This is a genomic window from Sphingorhabdus contaminans (assembly GCF_007280415.1).
GTDB classification, from domain to species: domain Bacteria; phylum Pseudomonadota; class Alphaproteobacteria; order Sphingomonadales; family Sphingomonadaceae; genus Sphingorhabdus_B; species Sphingorhabdus_B contaminans.
Map to the genome: position 1 here is coordinate 837,845 of NZ_VKKU01000002.1, position 14,038 is coordinate 851,882.

Annotated in this window: 13 protein-coding genes; 8 read left to right on the top strand and 5 right to left on the bottom strand. The window is 57.1% G+C overall.

Annotated features, from left to right (window positions below):
* Positions 1-9: 9 nt before the first annotated feature.
* The 4 genes from ribD to FOM92_RS12245 form a co-directional block, all read right to left on the bottom strand.
* Positions 10-981 carry a bifunctional diaminohydroxyphosphoribosylaminopyrimidine deaminase/5-amino-6-(5-phosphoribosylamino)uracil reductase RibD gene (gene ribD, locus FOM92_RS12230; protein ID WP_281285624.1) on the bottom strand — a complete coding sequence of 324 codons (972 nt, stop codon included), beginning with the start codon at positions 979-981 and terminating at the stop codon, positions 10-12.
* Positions 978-1,385 carry a hypothetical protein gene (locus FOM92_RS12235; RefSeq protein ID WP_143777140.1) on the bottom strand — a complete coding sequence of 136 codons (408 nt, stop codon included), beginning with the start codon at positions 1,383-1,385 and terminating at the stop codon, positions 978-980. The genes ribD and FOM92_RS12235 overlap by 4 nt, the downstream gene beginning before the upstream one ends.
* A 65-nt stretch (positions 1,386-1,450) precedes the next feature.
* Positions 1,451-2,110 (bottom strand): energy transducer TonB, encoded by a 660-nt coding sequence (locus tag FOM92_RS12240; protein WP_143777141.1) that lies wholly within the window; start codon positions 2,108-2,110, stop codon positions 1,451-1,453.
* Positions 2,111-2,254: 144 nt separating this feature from the next.
* Positions 2,255-3,910 carry an NAD+ synthase gene (locus FOM92_RS12245; RefSeq protein ID WP_143777142.1) on the bottom strand — a complete coding sequence of 552 codons (1,656 nt, stop codon included), beginning with the start codon at positions 3,908-3,910 and terminating at the stop codon, positions 2,255-2,257.
* Between the two features lie 110 nt (positions 3,911-4,020).
* Between FOM92_RS12245 and FOM92_RS12250 the strand changes: the two genes are divergently transcribed.
* The 7 genes from FOM92_RS12250 to pheT all read left to right on the top strand — a co-directional run bounded on the left by FOM92_RS12250 (position 4,021) and on the right by pheT (position 10,892).
* The gene (locus FOM92_RS12250; protein WP_143777143.1) at positions 4,021-4,956 is read left to right on the top strand and encodes a ribose-phosphate pyrophosphokinase; all 936 of its coding nucleotides are present in this window, start codon (positions 4,021-4,023) and stop codon (positions 4,954-4,956) included.
* The gene (locus tag FOM92_RS12255; RefSeq protein WP_143777144.1) at positions 4,956-5,735 is read left to right on the top strand and encodes an inositol monophosphatase family protein; all 780 of its coding nucleotides are present in this window, start codon (positions 4,956-4,958) and stop codon (positions 5,733-5,735) included. Before FOM92_RS12250 ends, FOM92_RS12255 begins: the two co-directional genes overlap by 1 nt.
* Positions 5,723-6,610, top strand: a complete 888-nt coding sequence (locus FOM92_RS12260) for a helix-turn-helix domain-containing protein (RefSeq protein ID WP_143777145.1) — start codon at positions 5,723-5,725, stop codon at positions 6,608-6,610. Before FOM92_RS12255 ends, FOM92_RS12260 begins: the two co-directional genes overlap by 13 nt.
* A 142-nt stretch (positions 6,611-6,752) precedes the next feature.
* Positions 6,753-6,953, top strand: a complete 201-nt coding sequence (gene rpmI / locus FOM92_RS12265; RefSeq protein ID WP_143777146.1) for a 50S ribosomal protein L35 — start codon at positions 6,753-6,755, stop codon at positions 6,951-6,953.
* A 34-nt stretch (positions 6,954-6,987) separates the two neighbouring features.
* Positions 6,988-7,353 (top strand): 50S ribosomal protein L20, encoded by a 366-nt coding sequence (rplT, locus tag FOM92_RS12270; RefSeq protein ID WP_143777147.1) that lies wholly within the window; start codon positions 6,988-6,990, stop codon positions 7,351-7,353.
* Positions 7,354-7,434: 81 nt separating this feature from the next.
* Positions 7,435-8,511: a phenylalanine--tRNA ligase subunit alpha gene (pheS, locus tag FOM92_RS12275; RefSeq protein ID WP_143777148.1), complete on the top strand. Its 1,077-nt coding sequence runs from the start codon at positions 7,435-7,437 to the stop codon at positions 8,509-8,511.
* Positions 8,508-10,892, top strand: coding sequence for a phenylalanine--tRNA ligase subunit beta (gene pheT, locus FOM92_RS12280; protein ID WP_143777149.1), 2,385 nt, complete (start codon positions 8,508-8,510; stop codon positions 10,890-10,892). The genes pheS and pheT overlap by 4 nt, the downstream gene beginning before the upstream one ends.
* Positions 10,893-10,950: 58 nt before the next feature.
* On the opposite strand, the gene FOM92_RS12285 is transcribed toward pheT, so the two are convergent.
* A complete protein-coding gene (locus FOM92_RS12285) occupies positions 10,951-13,302 on the bottom strand; it encodes a TonB-dependent receptor (protein WP_143777150.1) in 2,352 nt (783 codons plus the stop codon).
* Positions 13,303-13,404: 102 nt separating this feature from the next.
* Between FOM92_RS12285 and FOM92_RS12290 the strand changes: the two genes are divergently transcribed.
* Positions 13,405-14,028, top strand: a complete 624-nt coding sequence (locus FOM92_RS12290; RefSeq protein ID WP_246087278.1) for a TetR/AcrR family transcriptional regulator — start codon at positions 13,405-13,407, stop codon at positions 14,026-14,028.
* The last annotated feature ends 10 nt before the right edge of the window (positions 14,029-14,038 follow it).

Here is a 14,038-nt window from a genome sequence, read left to right on the forward strand (position 1 = left end):
GTCCTGACCCTAGATAAGGGCGTCGTAGACTTCGATGCTATCCTTGCCAAGACGGCGCGATAGGGAAATCTGCCACCGCCCATGTGCCGCATCGAGATTGCCGAGACCTATATCGCCAAGACAGGCCGTTCCGGCGCCGATCAATATAGGCGCACGGTATAGAAGCAGACGGTCCACAAGACCCGCGCGCAGAAAGGCGGACGCCGTCTTCGCCCCCCCTTCCACAAGCAGCGTGTTGCAGCCGAGCTGCCCAAGATCATCGAGGCTGCGCAGCACTTCCCAGCCCTGCGGCGCATCGCCACTACCCAGCATAATTTTGCGGGGGCTGCGTGATTCGAGGCCGGCGATCCGTACGTCCAGCCGGGGGGCGTCGATCCGGACCGTCCCTGCGCCTACCAATATTGCATCGCACCGAGCTCGTTCGACATGGGCATGGGCACGGGCATATTCGCCCGTAATCCAGCGGCTTTGTCCATTTGCGAGCGCGATCTGGCCGTCCAGTGATGTCGCCATCTTCAGCGTGACAAAGGGACGTGCACGCTCCAACCGGCTGAAAAATCCGGCTAATTGCCGTCGCGCCTCCGACGCCATGACGCCAACTTCAATAGCAATTCCTGCTTCCGCCAGTAATGCGAAGCCCTGTCCGGCGGTGCGCGCATCCGGGTCGTTGATGGCGCCGATCACCTTTGCCGGACGTGCATCGCGCACCAATTGTGCACAGGCCGGACCACGTTCGGATTGATGTGCACACGGCTCCAACGTCACGTAGATAGTCGCGCCGGCCGCAGCAGAGCCAGCTTGCTGGAGCGCCATTGCCTCGGCATGCGGACGCCCTCCATTCTGGGTCCAGCCACGGCCGATAATGACATCGTCCCGCACAATTATGCACCCTACGGAAGGATTGTTTCCGGTCTGGCCGACGCCGCGCTCGGCCAGGGCCAGCGCCGCAGCCATATAATGATGGTCGGCGCGCGTTGCTATTTGTCCGCTCCTGCGCGCTGATTTTCCTGCTCCGCTTTTTGCGCAGCCTGTTCGGCACGCGCCTCACGCTCGATCCGGTCAACATCCATGCCTACGGCGCGACCGAAGGCTTTATAAGCCTCTTTCTCACGGGCAATCATCTCGTCTTTCAGCTTCTGCCGCTCTGCAATCGCAGCCTTCGATTCTTTGATCGTGCGTGTCGCGGGCCAGCTTTCGACGTAAATGATCTCGCGTGGAGGCGGTTTTCCTTTTTCTAGGGTGTCGAGATAAAATGTGTAGATGATGATAGCCGTCGGCACGCATGCGGCGAGAAACAACCAGGGACTGTGGTTTCCCGACGTTCGCAGGAACCCGATCAGGTCGGAACCGGCGCTTTTGAGCGAGACATCTTTGAAAAAGGACATATCCGCTCAATAGGCGGGGTGCGGCCTGATTTCCAGTGTCCTGGGGTCAGGCCGCACATTTTGTTCTACTTGATGTCGAAACGGACGGTCAGTGTTTGCCAATCTTCAACGGGTATTCCGTCGCGCGTCGCGGGCTTGAAACGCCATGCCCGTAAAGCCTGCTTTTCAGTTGCGCGGGCAAAGTCCGGATCTGTAGCGTTCAGGATCTGCACCTGCCGGACACGTCCATCGGTACCCACCAATATGCGGACCGTTACACTGCCCTCAATCTCCAGTCGCAATTTGCCGACGGGATAATCAGGTTGGAAATCCTTCGCAAAGCGGGGATCACGCAACGCTGCCTTGAAAATGGGTGTCGGTATTTTGGAATCGGTTCCCAAGGAGGAGCCCAGTTCGTCATCACCCCCCGCAGCCGTTCCGATAGAGCCTGTATCGGGCTTATCACTGGTTGTAATAGGGCCGGGATCGGGCGGCATCTTTGTTTCAATGATAGGGTCGGGCGCAAATATCGGTTTTGCCTGTTTTGCGACATTGTCGTCCGGCTTAGGATCCTTTTTGACAGGTTTCTCTTCGGGGATATTGGTGCCGTGAATGATCGTCGGAATGGGAACTCGTTCGGCAATGATCGGCGATAACGCCACAGCCAGAATGATCGATCCATTGACCAATATGGCGGCACCCATCCCCAAACTGCTGGTACGCCGCGTTTCCTGTACATAACTCATATCGGGTCTCCTCTCTCCCAGTTATGGCGAAAGGGGCCGGAGCCATGCGTAGCAACGAACCACTCCGGACTCGTCTCGCAAAAGTTATGTTATATTATATCTAATAATAAGCAAGCGGAAACCGTGCGCTGCTGCGCGCCCGCCTTACGCGCTGCGAAAAGCGTTCGTAATGGGGTAGCGCCGGTCACGTCCAAAGTTGCGGGTGCCGAGTTTGACACCGGGCGGTGCTTGCCGGCGCTTATATTCTGCCAGATAGAGCAGTCGTTCGATCCGCGTTACATCGGCGCGGTCAAAGCCGCGGGCGACTACTTCGTCGACCGACAATTCTTCCTCGACCAAAGCATGCAGCATTTTGTCGAGGACCGGATATTCGGGCAGGGAATCGCTGTCCTTCTGATCAGGGCGCAACTCGGCACTGGGCGGCTTTGTGATGATGGATTCCGGCATGACCGGTCCGTCCGGACCCAGTCCGATCCGGGGTTTGTTGGCGTTCCGCCATTTGGAAATGGCAAACACCGTCATTTTATAGGCGTCCTTGATCGGATTATAGCCACCGGCCATATCGCCATAAATGGTGGCGTACCCCACGCTCATTTCGCTCTTATTGCCTGTCGTCATCAGCATGTGGCCGAATTTGTTGGACAAGGCCATCAACGTTACGCCCCGGATGCGCGATTGCACATTTTCTTCGGTGATATCGACCTTTGCATCGGCAAAACTGTCTGAAAGCATGACGTCAAAGGCATCGACCGCAGGGGAAATCGGGATGGTGTCCAGTCTGCAGCCGATCATGCGCGCGCATTGTTCGGCATCATCGAGGCTGGACTGGCTCGTATAACGGCTGGGCAGCATGACACACCAAACACGGTCGGGACCCAGAGCATCGGCGGCGATCGCCGCGCAAATGGCGCTGTCGATACCGCCGGACAGGCCCAGCACCACGCCGGGAAAGCGGTTGGTATCGACATAATCGCGCAGGCCCGTCACCATCGCACTGTAAATGTCGGCAGGATGATCTTCCCAGATGGCCAGTTCACCGGCTTCACATACCCAACCGGTGCCCTTGCGGTGCCAATGGGTCACGCGCAGTTCCTCTGTCCAGTCGGGCAAACGGTGCGCGGCCGTTCCATCGGCATTGAGGACAAACGAGCTGCCGTCGAAGACAAGCTCATCCTGCCCGCCGACACGGTTCAGGAAAAGCAATGGCAAGCCGGTCTCGACGACACGGGCTGCAAAGATATGCTCCAGACGGCGGTCATCCTTGTCAATTTCATAGGGGCTGCCATTGGCTGAAATCAGAATCTCGGCGCCCTGTTTGGCGAGATGTGTCGAGACAGGTTGCAGCCAGCCATCCTCGCATATCGGCAGGCCCAGCTTGACCCCCCTGAATTCGACAGGTTCCGGCAACGGCCCGGGCGTAAAAATGCGCTTTTCGTCAAAGGTGCCGTAATTGGGCAGCTCATGCTTGTACCGCACCGCGACGATGCGTCCGCCGTCAAGCAATGCAATCCCGTTATAAAGCGCACCGCCGTCCACAAAAATGGACCCGACAAGCATCGCAGGTCCGCCATCTGCTGTTGCAAGCGCGAGTTCGGCGAGTTGCGCGGCTGCCTTGGCTGCAAAAACCGGCTTCAGGACAAGATCCTCGGCCGGATAGCCAATGAGTTGCTGTTCCGGAAAAACAATCAGATCCACACCCGGCGCCTTGGCGCGCCATGCCAGCATTGCCGCTGCATTTCCGGACAGGTCACCGACCCGCTGATTGATCTGGGCCATGGCGATTGTGAGCTGGTCTGTCATTGCCCCTGTCTATTGTCCACAATGTAACGGGGCAAGCTGATTGTCAGGGCGTCTGTCTCTCGCTAGAGCGGCCGGAAAACCTGCAAGGTGGATTTTCGGGGAACGCGCGCATGAAATTGATAACGGGAAACAGCAACCTGCCTTTGGCCAAGGGGATTGCCGAATATCTGGGCCTGCCGCTTACAGATGCCAGCGTCCGCCGTTTTGCCGACAATGAAATTTTCGTGGAAATCCATGAGAATGTGCGCGGCGAAGACATGTTTGTGATCCAGTCGACCAGCCACCCTGCAAATGACAATCTGATGGAATTGCTGATCATGATCGACGCGTTGCGGCGCGCCTCGGCCAAGCGAATCACTGCCGTTCTTCCCTATTTCGGCTATGCCCGGCAGGACCGCAAACCCGGCCCGCGCACACCGATTTCCGCCAAACTGGTCGCCAATCTCATCACCGAGGCAGGTGCCGACCGCGTGCTGACGGTTGATCTGCATGCCGGGCAGATCCAGGGCTTTTTCGATATTCCGACCGACAATCTCTATGGCGCGCCGGTTATGAGCGCCGACATTTTGTCGCGTCATGCCGACAAGAATATCACTGTGGTTTCACCCGACGTCGGCGGTGTGGTCCGCGCCCGGGCGCTGGCTAAGCGGCTGGAGGATGCGCCGCTCGCTATCGTCGACAAACGCCGTGAAAAGGCGGGCGTGTCGGAAGTGATGAATATCATCGGTGATGTGAAGGACCGCTTCTGCATTCTGATCGACGATATCGCTGACAGCGCAGGAACGCTGTGCAATGCGGCCGATGCCCTGAAGGCCGCGGGCGCTTCGGATGTGGTTGCCTATATCACCCATGGCGTTCTTTCGGGCGAGGCGGTCAACCGCGTCAATGCATCGTCGCTGCGCAAACTGGTGATTACCGATTCGATCCTGGCCTCCGACGCTGCGAATGACAGCGAAAAGATACGGCAGCTGCCCATCGCGCCGCTCTTGGGCGAGGCTATCAAGCGGATCGCCGATGAAAGCTCGGTCAGTTCCCTTTTCGACTGATGAAGTCGGACGATATCCTTCTTGCCAACAGGCTTGCCGATGCAGCGGGCGAGGCGATCCGGCCTTTTTTCCGCTCCGGCTTTGCGCATGAGGCGAAAGAGGACGCATCGCCGGTAACCGAGGCGGACCGTGCGGCAGAGGCCGCGATACGACGCATTTTGGACGCCGAATGCCCGCGCGATGGCATTATCGGCGAAGAATATGGGGAAAAGCCGGGGACGTCCGGCCGCACCTGGGTGCTCGATCCGATAGACGGCACGGTCAGCTTCATGGCCGGCAGGCCCATATTCGGTTCGCTGATTGCGCTTATGGAAGAAAACTGGCCGGTGCTGGGCGTGATCGACCAGTGCATCAACCGCGAACGTTGGGTGGGGGCGGCCGGCTATCCGACTACCCTCAACGGGAATGCGGTGCAGACGCGCGGCTGCCGTTCGCTGTCGGATGCGACGCTGGCGACCAGCGGACCCCAGTATTTTACGCAACATGACGGGGACCATTTCATGGCCCTCGCCGCCAAAACGGCGCATAAGCGCATGCTGTTCGGTGGCGACTGCTACAATTATGCCCTTCTGGCGAGCGGCCATATCGACATCGTGGTGGAAGCTGGCTTGAAGCTGCACGATTTTGCTGCTTTAGTGCCGGTAATAATAGGATCGGGTGGCATGATGAGCGATTGGTCGGGAGAACCCCTTCACGCAGATGTTAGTGGTCATGTTATCGCCGTGGGCGACCCCGCACGCTTAGAAGACGTGCTGGAGGCGCTCCAATGCGACCACTGAAACGCATCAGTCCGGTCCATTTCATCCTGCCAGCGCATGCGCTGCGTCGCTATGTTTCTACTTATTATTTCTTTGATTTCAAGAGTGATAGGGGTGAACTCGAAGACTTGTTGCATCCGGAATGGGCCAGTGTGCATTACACCGTATCCGGATCTTCACGGGGCAGTATCGTCGGTGAGCCACCATTGTTGACACCGGATGTGAATCTGACCGGTCCGACCGGTAAAGCCGCCCGTATATTCTTCGAAGAACTGAAGCTCATCGGCATTGGTCTGCTGCCGCTCGGCTGGTATCGGCTGGTCGGGTGCCCTGCTGAACGTTGGGCCAATAAAGTTGGCGAGCTGGAAACGGTTCCCGAGTTTTCCCTGTTCCAGAAAATCTGGACCGAATTGAAAGGACTGAACGATCCGCAAGAAATCGCAGCCCTGTTTGACCGCATGTTATCGGAACAGATTACCATTGCAGACCCTCTGGAAATCGAGATTGAAAATATCCACGAAGCCTTGGCGAATCCCGACATAAGCAGCGTTGCCGATCTGGCGAATGTGGCAGGGATCGGCCAACAACGTTTGGAACGCCTGTCGCGCCGCGTATTCGGTTTCCCCCCGAAAAGGCTTCTGCGTCGTCAGCGGTTTCTTCGTACACTGGGCAGTGTCATGATGGATCCTGAACTGAAATGGTCCGCCGCACTGGACGACCAATATTTCGATCAGGCGCATTTTAACCGCGATTTCCAGGAATTTATGGGCATGTCTCCTGGCCAGTATCTCGCAATGCCACGCCCGATCAGCATTGCCGCCACTTTGGCGCGTGCCGAACATGTCGGACATCCTTTACAAGCGCTGCAAGGGCCAGGTTTGTCGGACAATCATTAGGTCGAGGCTTATGCTTCGGGTTATATGCCTTCTTTACTTGCATTCCTGCCCGAATCCCGCTAGGCGCGCGCCTTCCGAATAAGCAGGCTGGCCAATAGGGCTGCCATGTCGGCTTGATACGGACTCAACAAAGGAGACCAAAATGCCCAAGCTCAAGACCAAGAGCGGTGTGAAGAAGCGCTTCAAGCTCACCGCAACCGGCAAGATCAAACATGGCGTCGTTGGAAAGCGGCACCGTTTGAGCAGCCACAATGCGAAATATATCCGCCAGAACCGTGGCACCAGCGTGATCTCGGATCCCGATGCCAAGACAATCAAGAAATGGGCGCCCTACGGTCTGTAAGACCGGCGATCATTTGCACGAAAGGATATAGATTATGGCACGCGTCAAACGTGGTGTGACCACCAAAGCCAAACATAAGAGAATTTTGGATCAGGCGAAGGGCTATTATGGCCGTCGCAAAAATACCATCCGCGTCGCGCGGCAGGCCGTCGAAAAGGCAGGCCAATATGCCTATCGCGACCGTAAGGTAAACAAGCGCAATTTCCGCGCTCTCTGGATTCAGCGCATCAACGCTGCTGTACGCGCCGAAGGTATGACCTATGGCGTATTCATGCACGGACTGAAGCTGGCCGGTGTCGAACTGGACCGTAAGGTACTTGCCGACCTCGCCATGAACGAAGGCGCCATGTTTAGCACCATCATCGCGCAGTCGAAGGCGGCGCTGGCGAAGGCAGCTTAAACCTCCAACTTCGAAAAATGCGCAAAAGGGCGTGGGCGGCACTTGCCGTTCGCGCCCTTTTGCTTATGCAGGCGAACCGAGATGACAGACATTGCAACCTTACAAAATGAACTGACCGCCGCCATTGCGGCCGCTGAGTCACCCGAAGCCCTTGAAGCCGTCCGGATTGCCGCGCTCGGTAAACAGGGGAGCGTCTCGGCGCTGCTGAAAACGATGGGCAGCATGTCACCCGAAGAGCGTCAGGTGCGCGGACCATTGATCAATGGTCTGCGCGAAACCGTAACCGAAGCGCTCGCTGCAAAAAAGGCAGCGTTGGACACTGCAATTCTCAATGCCCGGCTTTCGACAGAGCGGCTGGACATGACCTTGCCTGCGCCCGCCCTAGTGCAGGGGTCCGTACATCCAGTCAGCCAGGTCATGGACGAACTAGCCGAAATCTTTGCGGACATGGGCTTTGCCGTAGCCGAGGGTCCGGAAATTGAAGATGATTGGCACAATTTCACGGCACTCAATATTCCGGAGACCCACCCGGCGCGCGCCATGCATGACACATTCTACTTTCCTGCAAGCGCGGATGGTGCGGCAAAGCTGCTGCGCACGCATACTTCACCTGTGCAAATCCGCACCATGACGTCACAGGAACCCCCGATCCGGATCATCGCCCCCGGACGCGTCTACCGTAGCGACAGCGACGCGACGCACACCCCGATGTTCCACCAGATTGAAGGGCTGGTCATCGACAAGGGCATCCATCTGGGCCACCTGAAATGGACGCTGGAAACCTTCCTTAAAGCCTTTTTCGAACGGGATGACCTGACCATCCGTTTGCGACCAAGTTATTTCCCCTTTACCGAACCTTCGGCGGAAGTCGATGTCAGCTTCTCTTTGGAAAATGGCAAACGTATCCTTGGTGGCACCGGGGGATGGATGGAGCTTCTAGGCTCCGGCATGGTCCATCCAAAAGTCATTTCCGCCTGTGGTCTCAATCCGGACGTTTATCAGGGCTTTGCCTTTGGTGTGGGTGTCGACCGTCTCGCGATGCTGAAATATGGCATGGATGATCTTCGCGCCTTTTTCGACGGCGATCTGCGCTGGTTAAAGCATTATGGATTTTCCGCGCTGGATGTTCCCACTCTGAGCGGAGGAGTATCAGCATGAAATTCTCTCTAAGCTGGCTCAAGGAGCATCTGGAAACCGACACTGACGTGCATGGCGTTGCCGATATGCTTAACCGCATTGGGCATGAGGTGGAGAGTATCGACAACCCCGCCGACAAATTGGCAGACTTCCGAATTGCACGCGTGCTGACCGCTGCCCCGCATCCGCAGGCGGACAAGCTGCAGGTGCTTTCCATCGATACAGGCGGTGAACCGGTGCAGGTGGTTTGCGGTGCCCCTAACGCGCGTGCGGGCTTGCTGGGGGTTTTTGGCCCTGCCGGTGCCGTCGTTCCGGCTAATGGCATGGTGCTGAAAGTTGCCGCCATCCGCGGCGTCGAATCCAACGGCATGATGTGTTCAATTGCCGAGCTTGAACTGGGTGACGACCATGATGGTATCATCGAGCTTCCCGAAAATGCTCCGGTTGGCCAAGTTTATGCGCAGTGGGCAGGTCTGGACGATCCGGTAATCGATGTCAGCATCACACCTAACCGACAGGATTGTATGGGCGTCCGCGGCATTGCACGCGATCTGGCAGCTGCTGGATTGGGTAAACTTCGTCCGCTGTACGAAGTATATCGCATGGACTCGCTCGCTCCCATTTCCGGCGACGATCCCGCTCCCGAAATTGCGACGCTCGACCCCGAAGGTTGCCCTGCCTTTTACGCACAAGCTGTAGCGGGCGTCACCAACGGACCCGCTCCGCAGTGGATGCGGGACAAGTTGCACGCAATTGGCCAGAAGCCGATTTCGGTCCTCGTCGATATCACCAATTTTATTTCGATTGATCTGGGCCGTCCGCTGCACGTCTATGATCGGGCAAAGCTGAACGGCCCGCTTGTAGCGCGGAAGGCAACCGACGGGGAAGAGGTGCTGGCGTTAAATGGCAAGACCTATACGCTCGATAGCAGCATGACCGTAATCGCCGATGACACCATGGTCCACGATATCGGTGGTGTCATGGGGGGTGAGCATTCAGGCGTTTCTGAAAGCACCACCGATGTTTTGATCGAATGCGCCTATTTCACGCCAGAGCATATCGCTCGTACGGGGCAGAAACTGACGTTGACCAGCGATGCCCGCCAAAGATTTGAGCGTGGCGTTGATCCGGCATTTCTGGATGATGGCCTTGCCATCGCAACCAAGCTAGTGCTCGATCACTGCGGAGGGAAGCCCAGTGCGATCACGCGCGCAGGAACGCCACCAGTTGCGCCGCGCAACATTTCCTACGACCCGGGACACTGCCTGCGGCTTGGTGGCATTGACGTTTCGGGCGACGAACAGCGCAACATTCTGGAAAAGCTGGGCTTTTCACTGACGCCAGATTGGCAAGTCACGCCGCCTAGTTGGCGCCGAGACGTCGAAGGTGTCGCGGATATAGTTGAAGAGGTAGTCCGCATGGTCGGGCTGGACAATGTGCCTTCCACTCCGCTGCCCCGTGCGGAAGGAGTGGCGAAGCCGACCGCAACCGCCATGCAGAAGATTGAGCGCAAGGTTCGTCGCACGGCAGCGGCGCGTGGTTTGAACGAAGCCATTAACTGGTCATTCCTCCCGGAGAAGGAAGCCAATGCATTTGGCGGCGGCCATTGGTCGCTCGCAAATCCGATCAGCGAAGATATGAAGGTCATGCGGCCGTCATTGCTGCCTGGACTGTTTTCCGCGGCTCAGCGGAATATGAACAGGGGCGCGTCCTCGGTGCGGCTGTTTGAAATCGGTCGTCGCTATCTTGCGGAAACGGAACACCTTACTGCAGCTTTTGTCCTTGCCGGTGAAAAGGCGCAGCGCAACTGGGCGAGTGGCAAGGCAACCCGTTTCGATGCTTTTGATGCCAAGGGAGAAGTGTTGGCTCTTCTGGCTGCGGCAGGAGTGGCGACCGAAGGTTTGATGTTAATGGGAGAGGCCGGAGAGCATTATCATCCCGGCCAGTCGGCAACGCTGCGCATGGGACCCAAAAATGTTCTGGCTGCATTTGGCGCCGTCCATCCGGTCACCGCCAAGGCCTTTGACATGGACGGACCAGTGGTCGCGGCCGAAATTTTTCTCGATGCTATTCCGCTTAAGAAGAGCAGTAGCATCATGCGATCGGCCTTTACACCGCCGGCATTGCAGGCAGTTACCCGTGACTTTGCCTTCCTCGTACCGGAAGACATGCCCAGCGGCGACTTGGGCCGTTCGATTAGAGCAGCCGACAAACAGAATATCGTCGATGTCCGCCTGTTTGACCAGTTCAGCGGTCAAGGAGTCCCAGAGGGCCAGAAATCACTGGCATTTGAGGTGACGCTGCAACCAGTTGAGAAAAGCTACAGTGACGAAGATCTGAAAGCGATCTCCGACAGGATAATAGCAGCGGCGTCTAAACAGGGTGCTCAGTTAAGAGGCTAAAGAAAAAGGCCGGAGCATTGCTGCCCCGGCCTTTCACTTTTCTAACGATCTTGTTTTCTCAAAATTTTAAACCGGCCGTCAGGAATACTTGGCGCGGGTTGCCGTAAAATGCGGTGAGCGTTCCTTCACGGCCCAGTGAAGCAATCGGCAAACCGTTAACGCCGAGTGTTGGAACACCGGTCGTCGCGTTAGCGGCGATAAAGCTGTAGCCGGATGTTTTATACTGCTTGTCGGTCAGGTTCTTGCCGTGAATGCCGATGCTCCATTTATCGTCAGGCGATGTGTACACGATGCTGGCATCCAGCAATGCATAGCCAGACTGGTCGATAAACGAATTGGGGATTTCAAACTGGTTGGTGCTGCTGCGGTAGGACAGGGTTGTACCTAGATTCAACCGGCCCGCACCTAGGGGTGTCATATAGGCCAAGGTTGCACTGGCGGTCCAATCCGGTGTGTTCTGGATTTGCCGGAATTGAGCAACATCTGTGGGCACATTCGCGATGTTGGTGATGTATTCGTCGAACTTGGCATCAATATATCCGACTGCACCCAACAGATTGAGCCTGTCACCATCGGTGGCAAAATTTTCGCCAAGGTGCGCGTTGAATTCGAGTTCCACGCCCTTGAACGTTGCCTTGCCCGCATTCGATGTGACGCCGCAGAAAGATGGTAGTCCGCCGACAATGCAAGCAACCGAACCCGGAATCTGGACATCGGTGTAGTCGGCGTAGAAGCCGGCCAGTGCAAAAGTCAGCCCGCCATCAAACAGGTTGCCTTTATAGCCAACTTCATAGCTGTCGACGCTTTCGGGACGGAAGCTCAGGAATGCGGCGACTTCATCATTTTCGCCCCGGATACCGTTCCCGTTGAGGTCAGGCGCGTTTGCGCCCACGCCGCGGGGATCAAAACCGCCGCCTTTAAAGCCCTGGCTGTAGCTGGCGTAGATATTGTGGTCAGGGGTCGGCTTAAAGCTGACCGACACGCGCGGGGTGAATTTGTTGAAGCTGCGCTTGCCGCTGAAGTTTGTGCTGGCCGCCCCGAACGGAACGCCAGCACCGCCAAAGAAAGGCGATCCGCCACCCAGATAGTTCTGACGAAGAATGTTGGCTGTACGGGTATCCCATGTGTAGCGCCCACCGACCGACAGGCTAAACTGATCGGAAAAATCATAGGTGAAATCGCCGAATACGGCATAGGTTTCCGTATCCACCGCGGCATTTGTAAACGCCGTCAATCCGTTCAAAGTGGTGAACAGACGGACGTCAAACAGGGTGTCGGCGGTCGCATCAAGATAATAGGCGCCGATCATGCCGTTTAACGGGCCTGCATCGACGAGCAGCTGCACTTCCTGGCTGATCTGTTCGTTGAAATAGGCGCCGGGAACATCGACATCGACAGCCGGAAGTGCGTCGAAATCGATAGGCGTGAAGGTATCATCCTTACGCCAGGCAGAGATTGACCGCAGCGTCAGGCTTTCCGAAAGGTCCACCGAAATGTTCATGGCCAGTCCGTAGGCCTTGATGTCCTGCTCCGGATCAACGAGACCGCCGCGCGTATCATAGACATCGTCCAGCACGGGTGCACCGGACAACAGCCCTGGGATCAAACGGTGTCCACCGCGCGGGTCGCTCTTGTCGCGGCTGTAGTCGCCGCTGATACGAACAGACACAGGCGCGCCATAGCCGCCAAGTTCGATGGTGCCACGGGCAGCCCAAACGTCTTTGTTGTAATTTTCCCGACCCGTCGTCAGATTGTCACCAAAGCCGCCACGCGACAGGCGGGCAACGCTGGCGCCGACACGCACAATATCGCCAATAGGTGCCGATGCTGTAATGACACCATCAGCCTGGCCATAGGTGCCAACCGTTGCGCGCACGGCAACGGACACGTCCTGCGGCAGCCGCTTGGTCACATATTTCACGGCGCCACCGATAGTGTTGCGTCCATAAAGTGTGCCTTGCGGGCCGCGCAAAACCTCGATGCGCTCGACATCATAGATATCGAGAACGGCGGCCTGCGGACGGTTCAGATAAACATCGTCAAGGTAAATACCGACGCCCGGTTCGAAACCCGACACCGGATCCTGCTGCCCGATGCCGCGGATGAATGCGGACAAGGTCGAGTTACTACCGCGTGACGTTTCGAGAGTGGTGTTGGGCGTGATGTTGCCCACATCGGTCAGGTCAAGAGCGCCCCGCATTTCGAGCGCCTCGCCAGAAAAGGCGCTGACGGCAACAGGTACATCCTGAAGACTTTCTTCGCGGCGACGTGCAGTGACGATGATTTCATCACCCGCATTATCGGCCTCTGCCGCATCTTGCGCCATCACGGGCATGGCCACAAAAAGGCCGGGTGTGGCAATGCCGGCCAGCAAAGCTGCGCGAATGAAAGAGATTTTAGGGGATTTCATAAGTCACTCTCCTGCAGAAAAGCGGGTCTTTACCCGTTCTGGAAATGGGCTATAGTGAAAGTTGAACCATGTTTCAACTTGTAGTGAGAGGAAAGCTGGAGAATGCCCGCCGAACGTGGCATATCAGCAACAATGACGCCCGCTGGCAAAACTCCCCGTACCGAACGAGGGCGCAAAACCTTGCGCCTGCTGCTGGATGCAGCTGCGGCCGAGTTTGGGGAAAAGGGTTTTCATGAAAGCTCGGTGGTCAGCATTACGCAGCGCGCGGGCGTCGCTCTGGGCAGCTTTTATACCTATTTCGATTCGAAAGATTCATTGTTCCAGGCGCTCGTTCGCGACATGTCGGCCCGGGTGCGCAACACCGTTGGCCCCGTCATGGCTGCCGAGCCCGACCGTCTCGACGGTGAGCGCAAGGGCCTAGCCGAATTCTTGCGCTTTGTGCGGCGGCACAAGGAATTATACCGGATTATCGACGAGGCGGAGTTTGTCGATCCGCCCAGCTACCGCGCACATTATGAAAATACCGTGGCGGGCTATATCGCCAGTCTGAAAGATGCCGCCACCAAAGGACAGGTCCGCGCAGATGTCGAAGAAGTGCACGCCTGGGCAATTGTCGGCATGAACGTGTTTCTGGGTCTGCGCTATGGCGTAATGGGTGAGGATCGCGACGCGAACGAGGTTGCCCAGATTGCTGCAGATTTCCTGACCCATGGCTTGAAACGGTAAAGCTGTCCCC

Coding starts and splice junctions, on each gene's coding strand:
- FOM92_RS12235 (WP_143777140.1), bottom strand. CDS start 1,385: ATGTCCTTTTTCAAAGATGTCTCGCTCAAAAGCGCCGGTTCCGACCTG.
- FOM92_RS12240 (WP_143777141.1), bottom strand. CDS start 2,110: ATGAGTTATGTACAGGAAACGCGGCGTACCAGCAGTTTGGGGATGGGT.
- FOM92_RS12245 (WP_143777142.1), bottom strand. CDS start 3,910: ATGACAGACCAGCTCACAATCGCCATGGCCCAGATCAATCAGCGGGTC.
- FOM92_RS12250 (WP_143777143.1), top strand. CDS start 4,021: ATGAAATTGATAACGGGAAACAGCAACCTGCCTTTGGCCAAGGGGATT.
- FOM92_RS12255 (WP_143777144.1), top strand. CDS start 4,956: ATGAAGTCGGACGATATCCTTCTTGCCAACAGGCTTGCCGATGCAGCG.
- FOM92_RS12260 (WP_143777145.1), top strand. CDS start 5,723: ATGCGACCACTGAAACGCATCAGTCCGGTCCATTTCATCCTGCCAGCG.
- rpmI (WP_143777146.1), top strand. CDS start 6,753: ATGCCCAAGCTCAAGACCAAGAGCGGTGTGAAGAAGCGCTTCAAGCTC.
- rplT (WP_143777147.1), top strand. CDS start 6,988: ATGGCACGCGTCAAACGTGGTGTGACCACCAAAGCCAAACATAAGAGA.
- pheS (WP_143777148.1), top strand. CDS start 7,435: ATGACAGACATTGCAACCTTACAAAATGAACTGACCGCCGCCATTGCG.
- pheT (WP_143777149.1), top strand. CDS start 8,508: ATGAAATTCTCTCTAAGCTGGCTCAAGGAGCATCTGGAAACCGACACT.
- FOM92_RS12285 (WP_143777150.1), bottom strand. CDS start 13,302: ATGAAATCCCCTAAAATCTCTTTCATTCGCGCAGCTTTGCTGGCCGGC.
- FOM92_RS12290 (WP_246087278.1), top strand. CDS start 13,405: ATGCCCGCCGAACGTGGCATATCAGCAACAATGACGCCCGCTGGCAAA.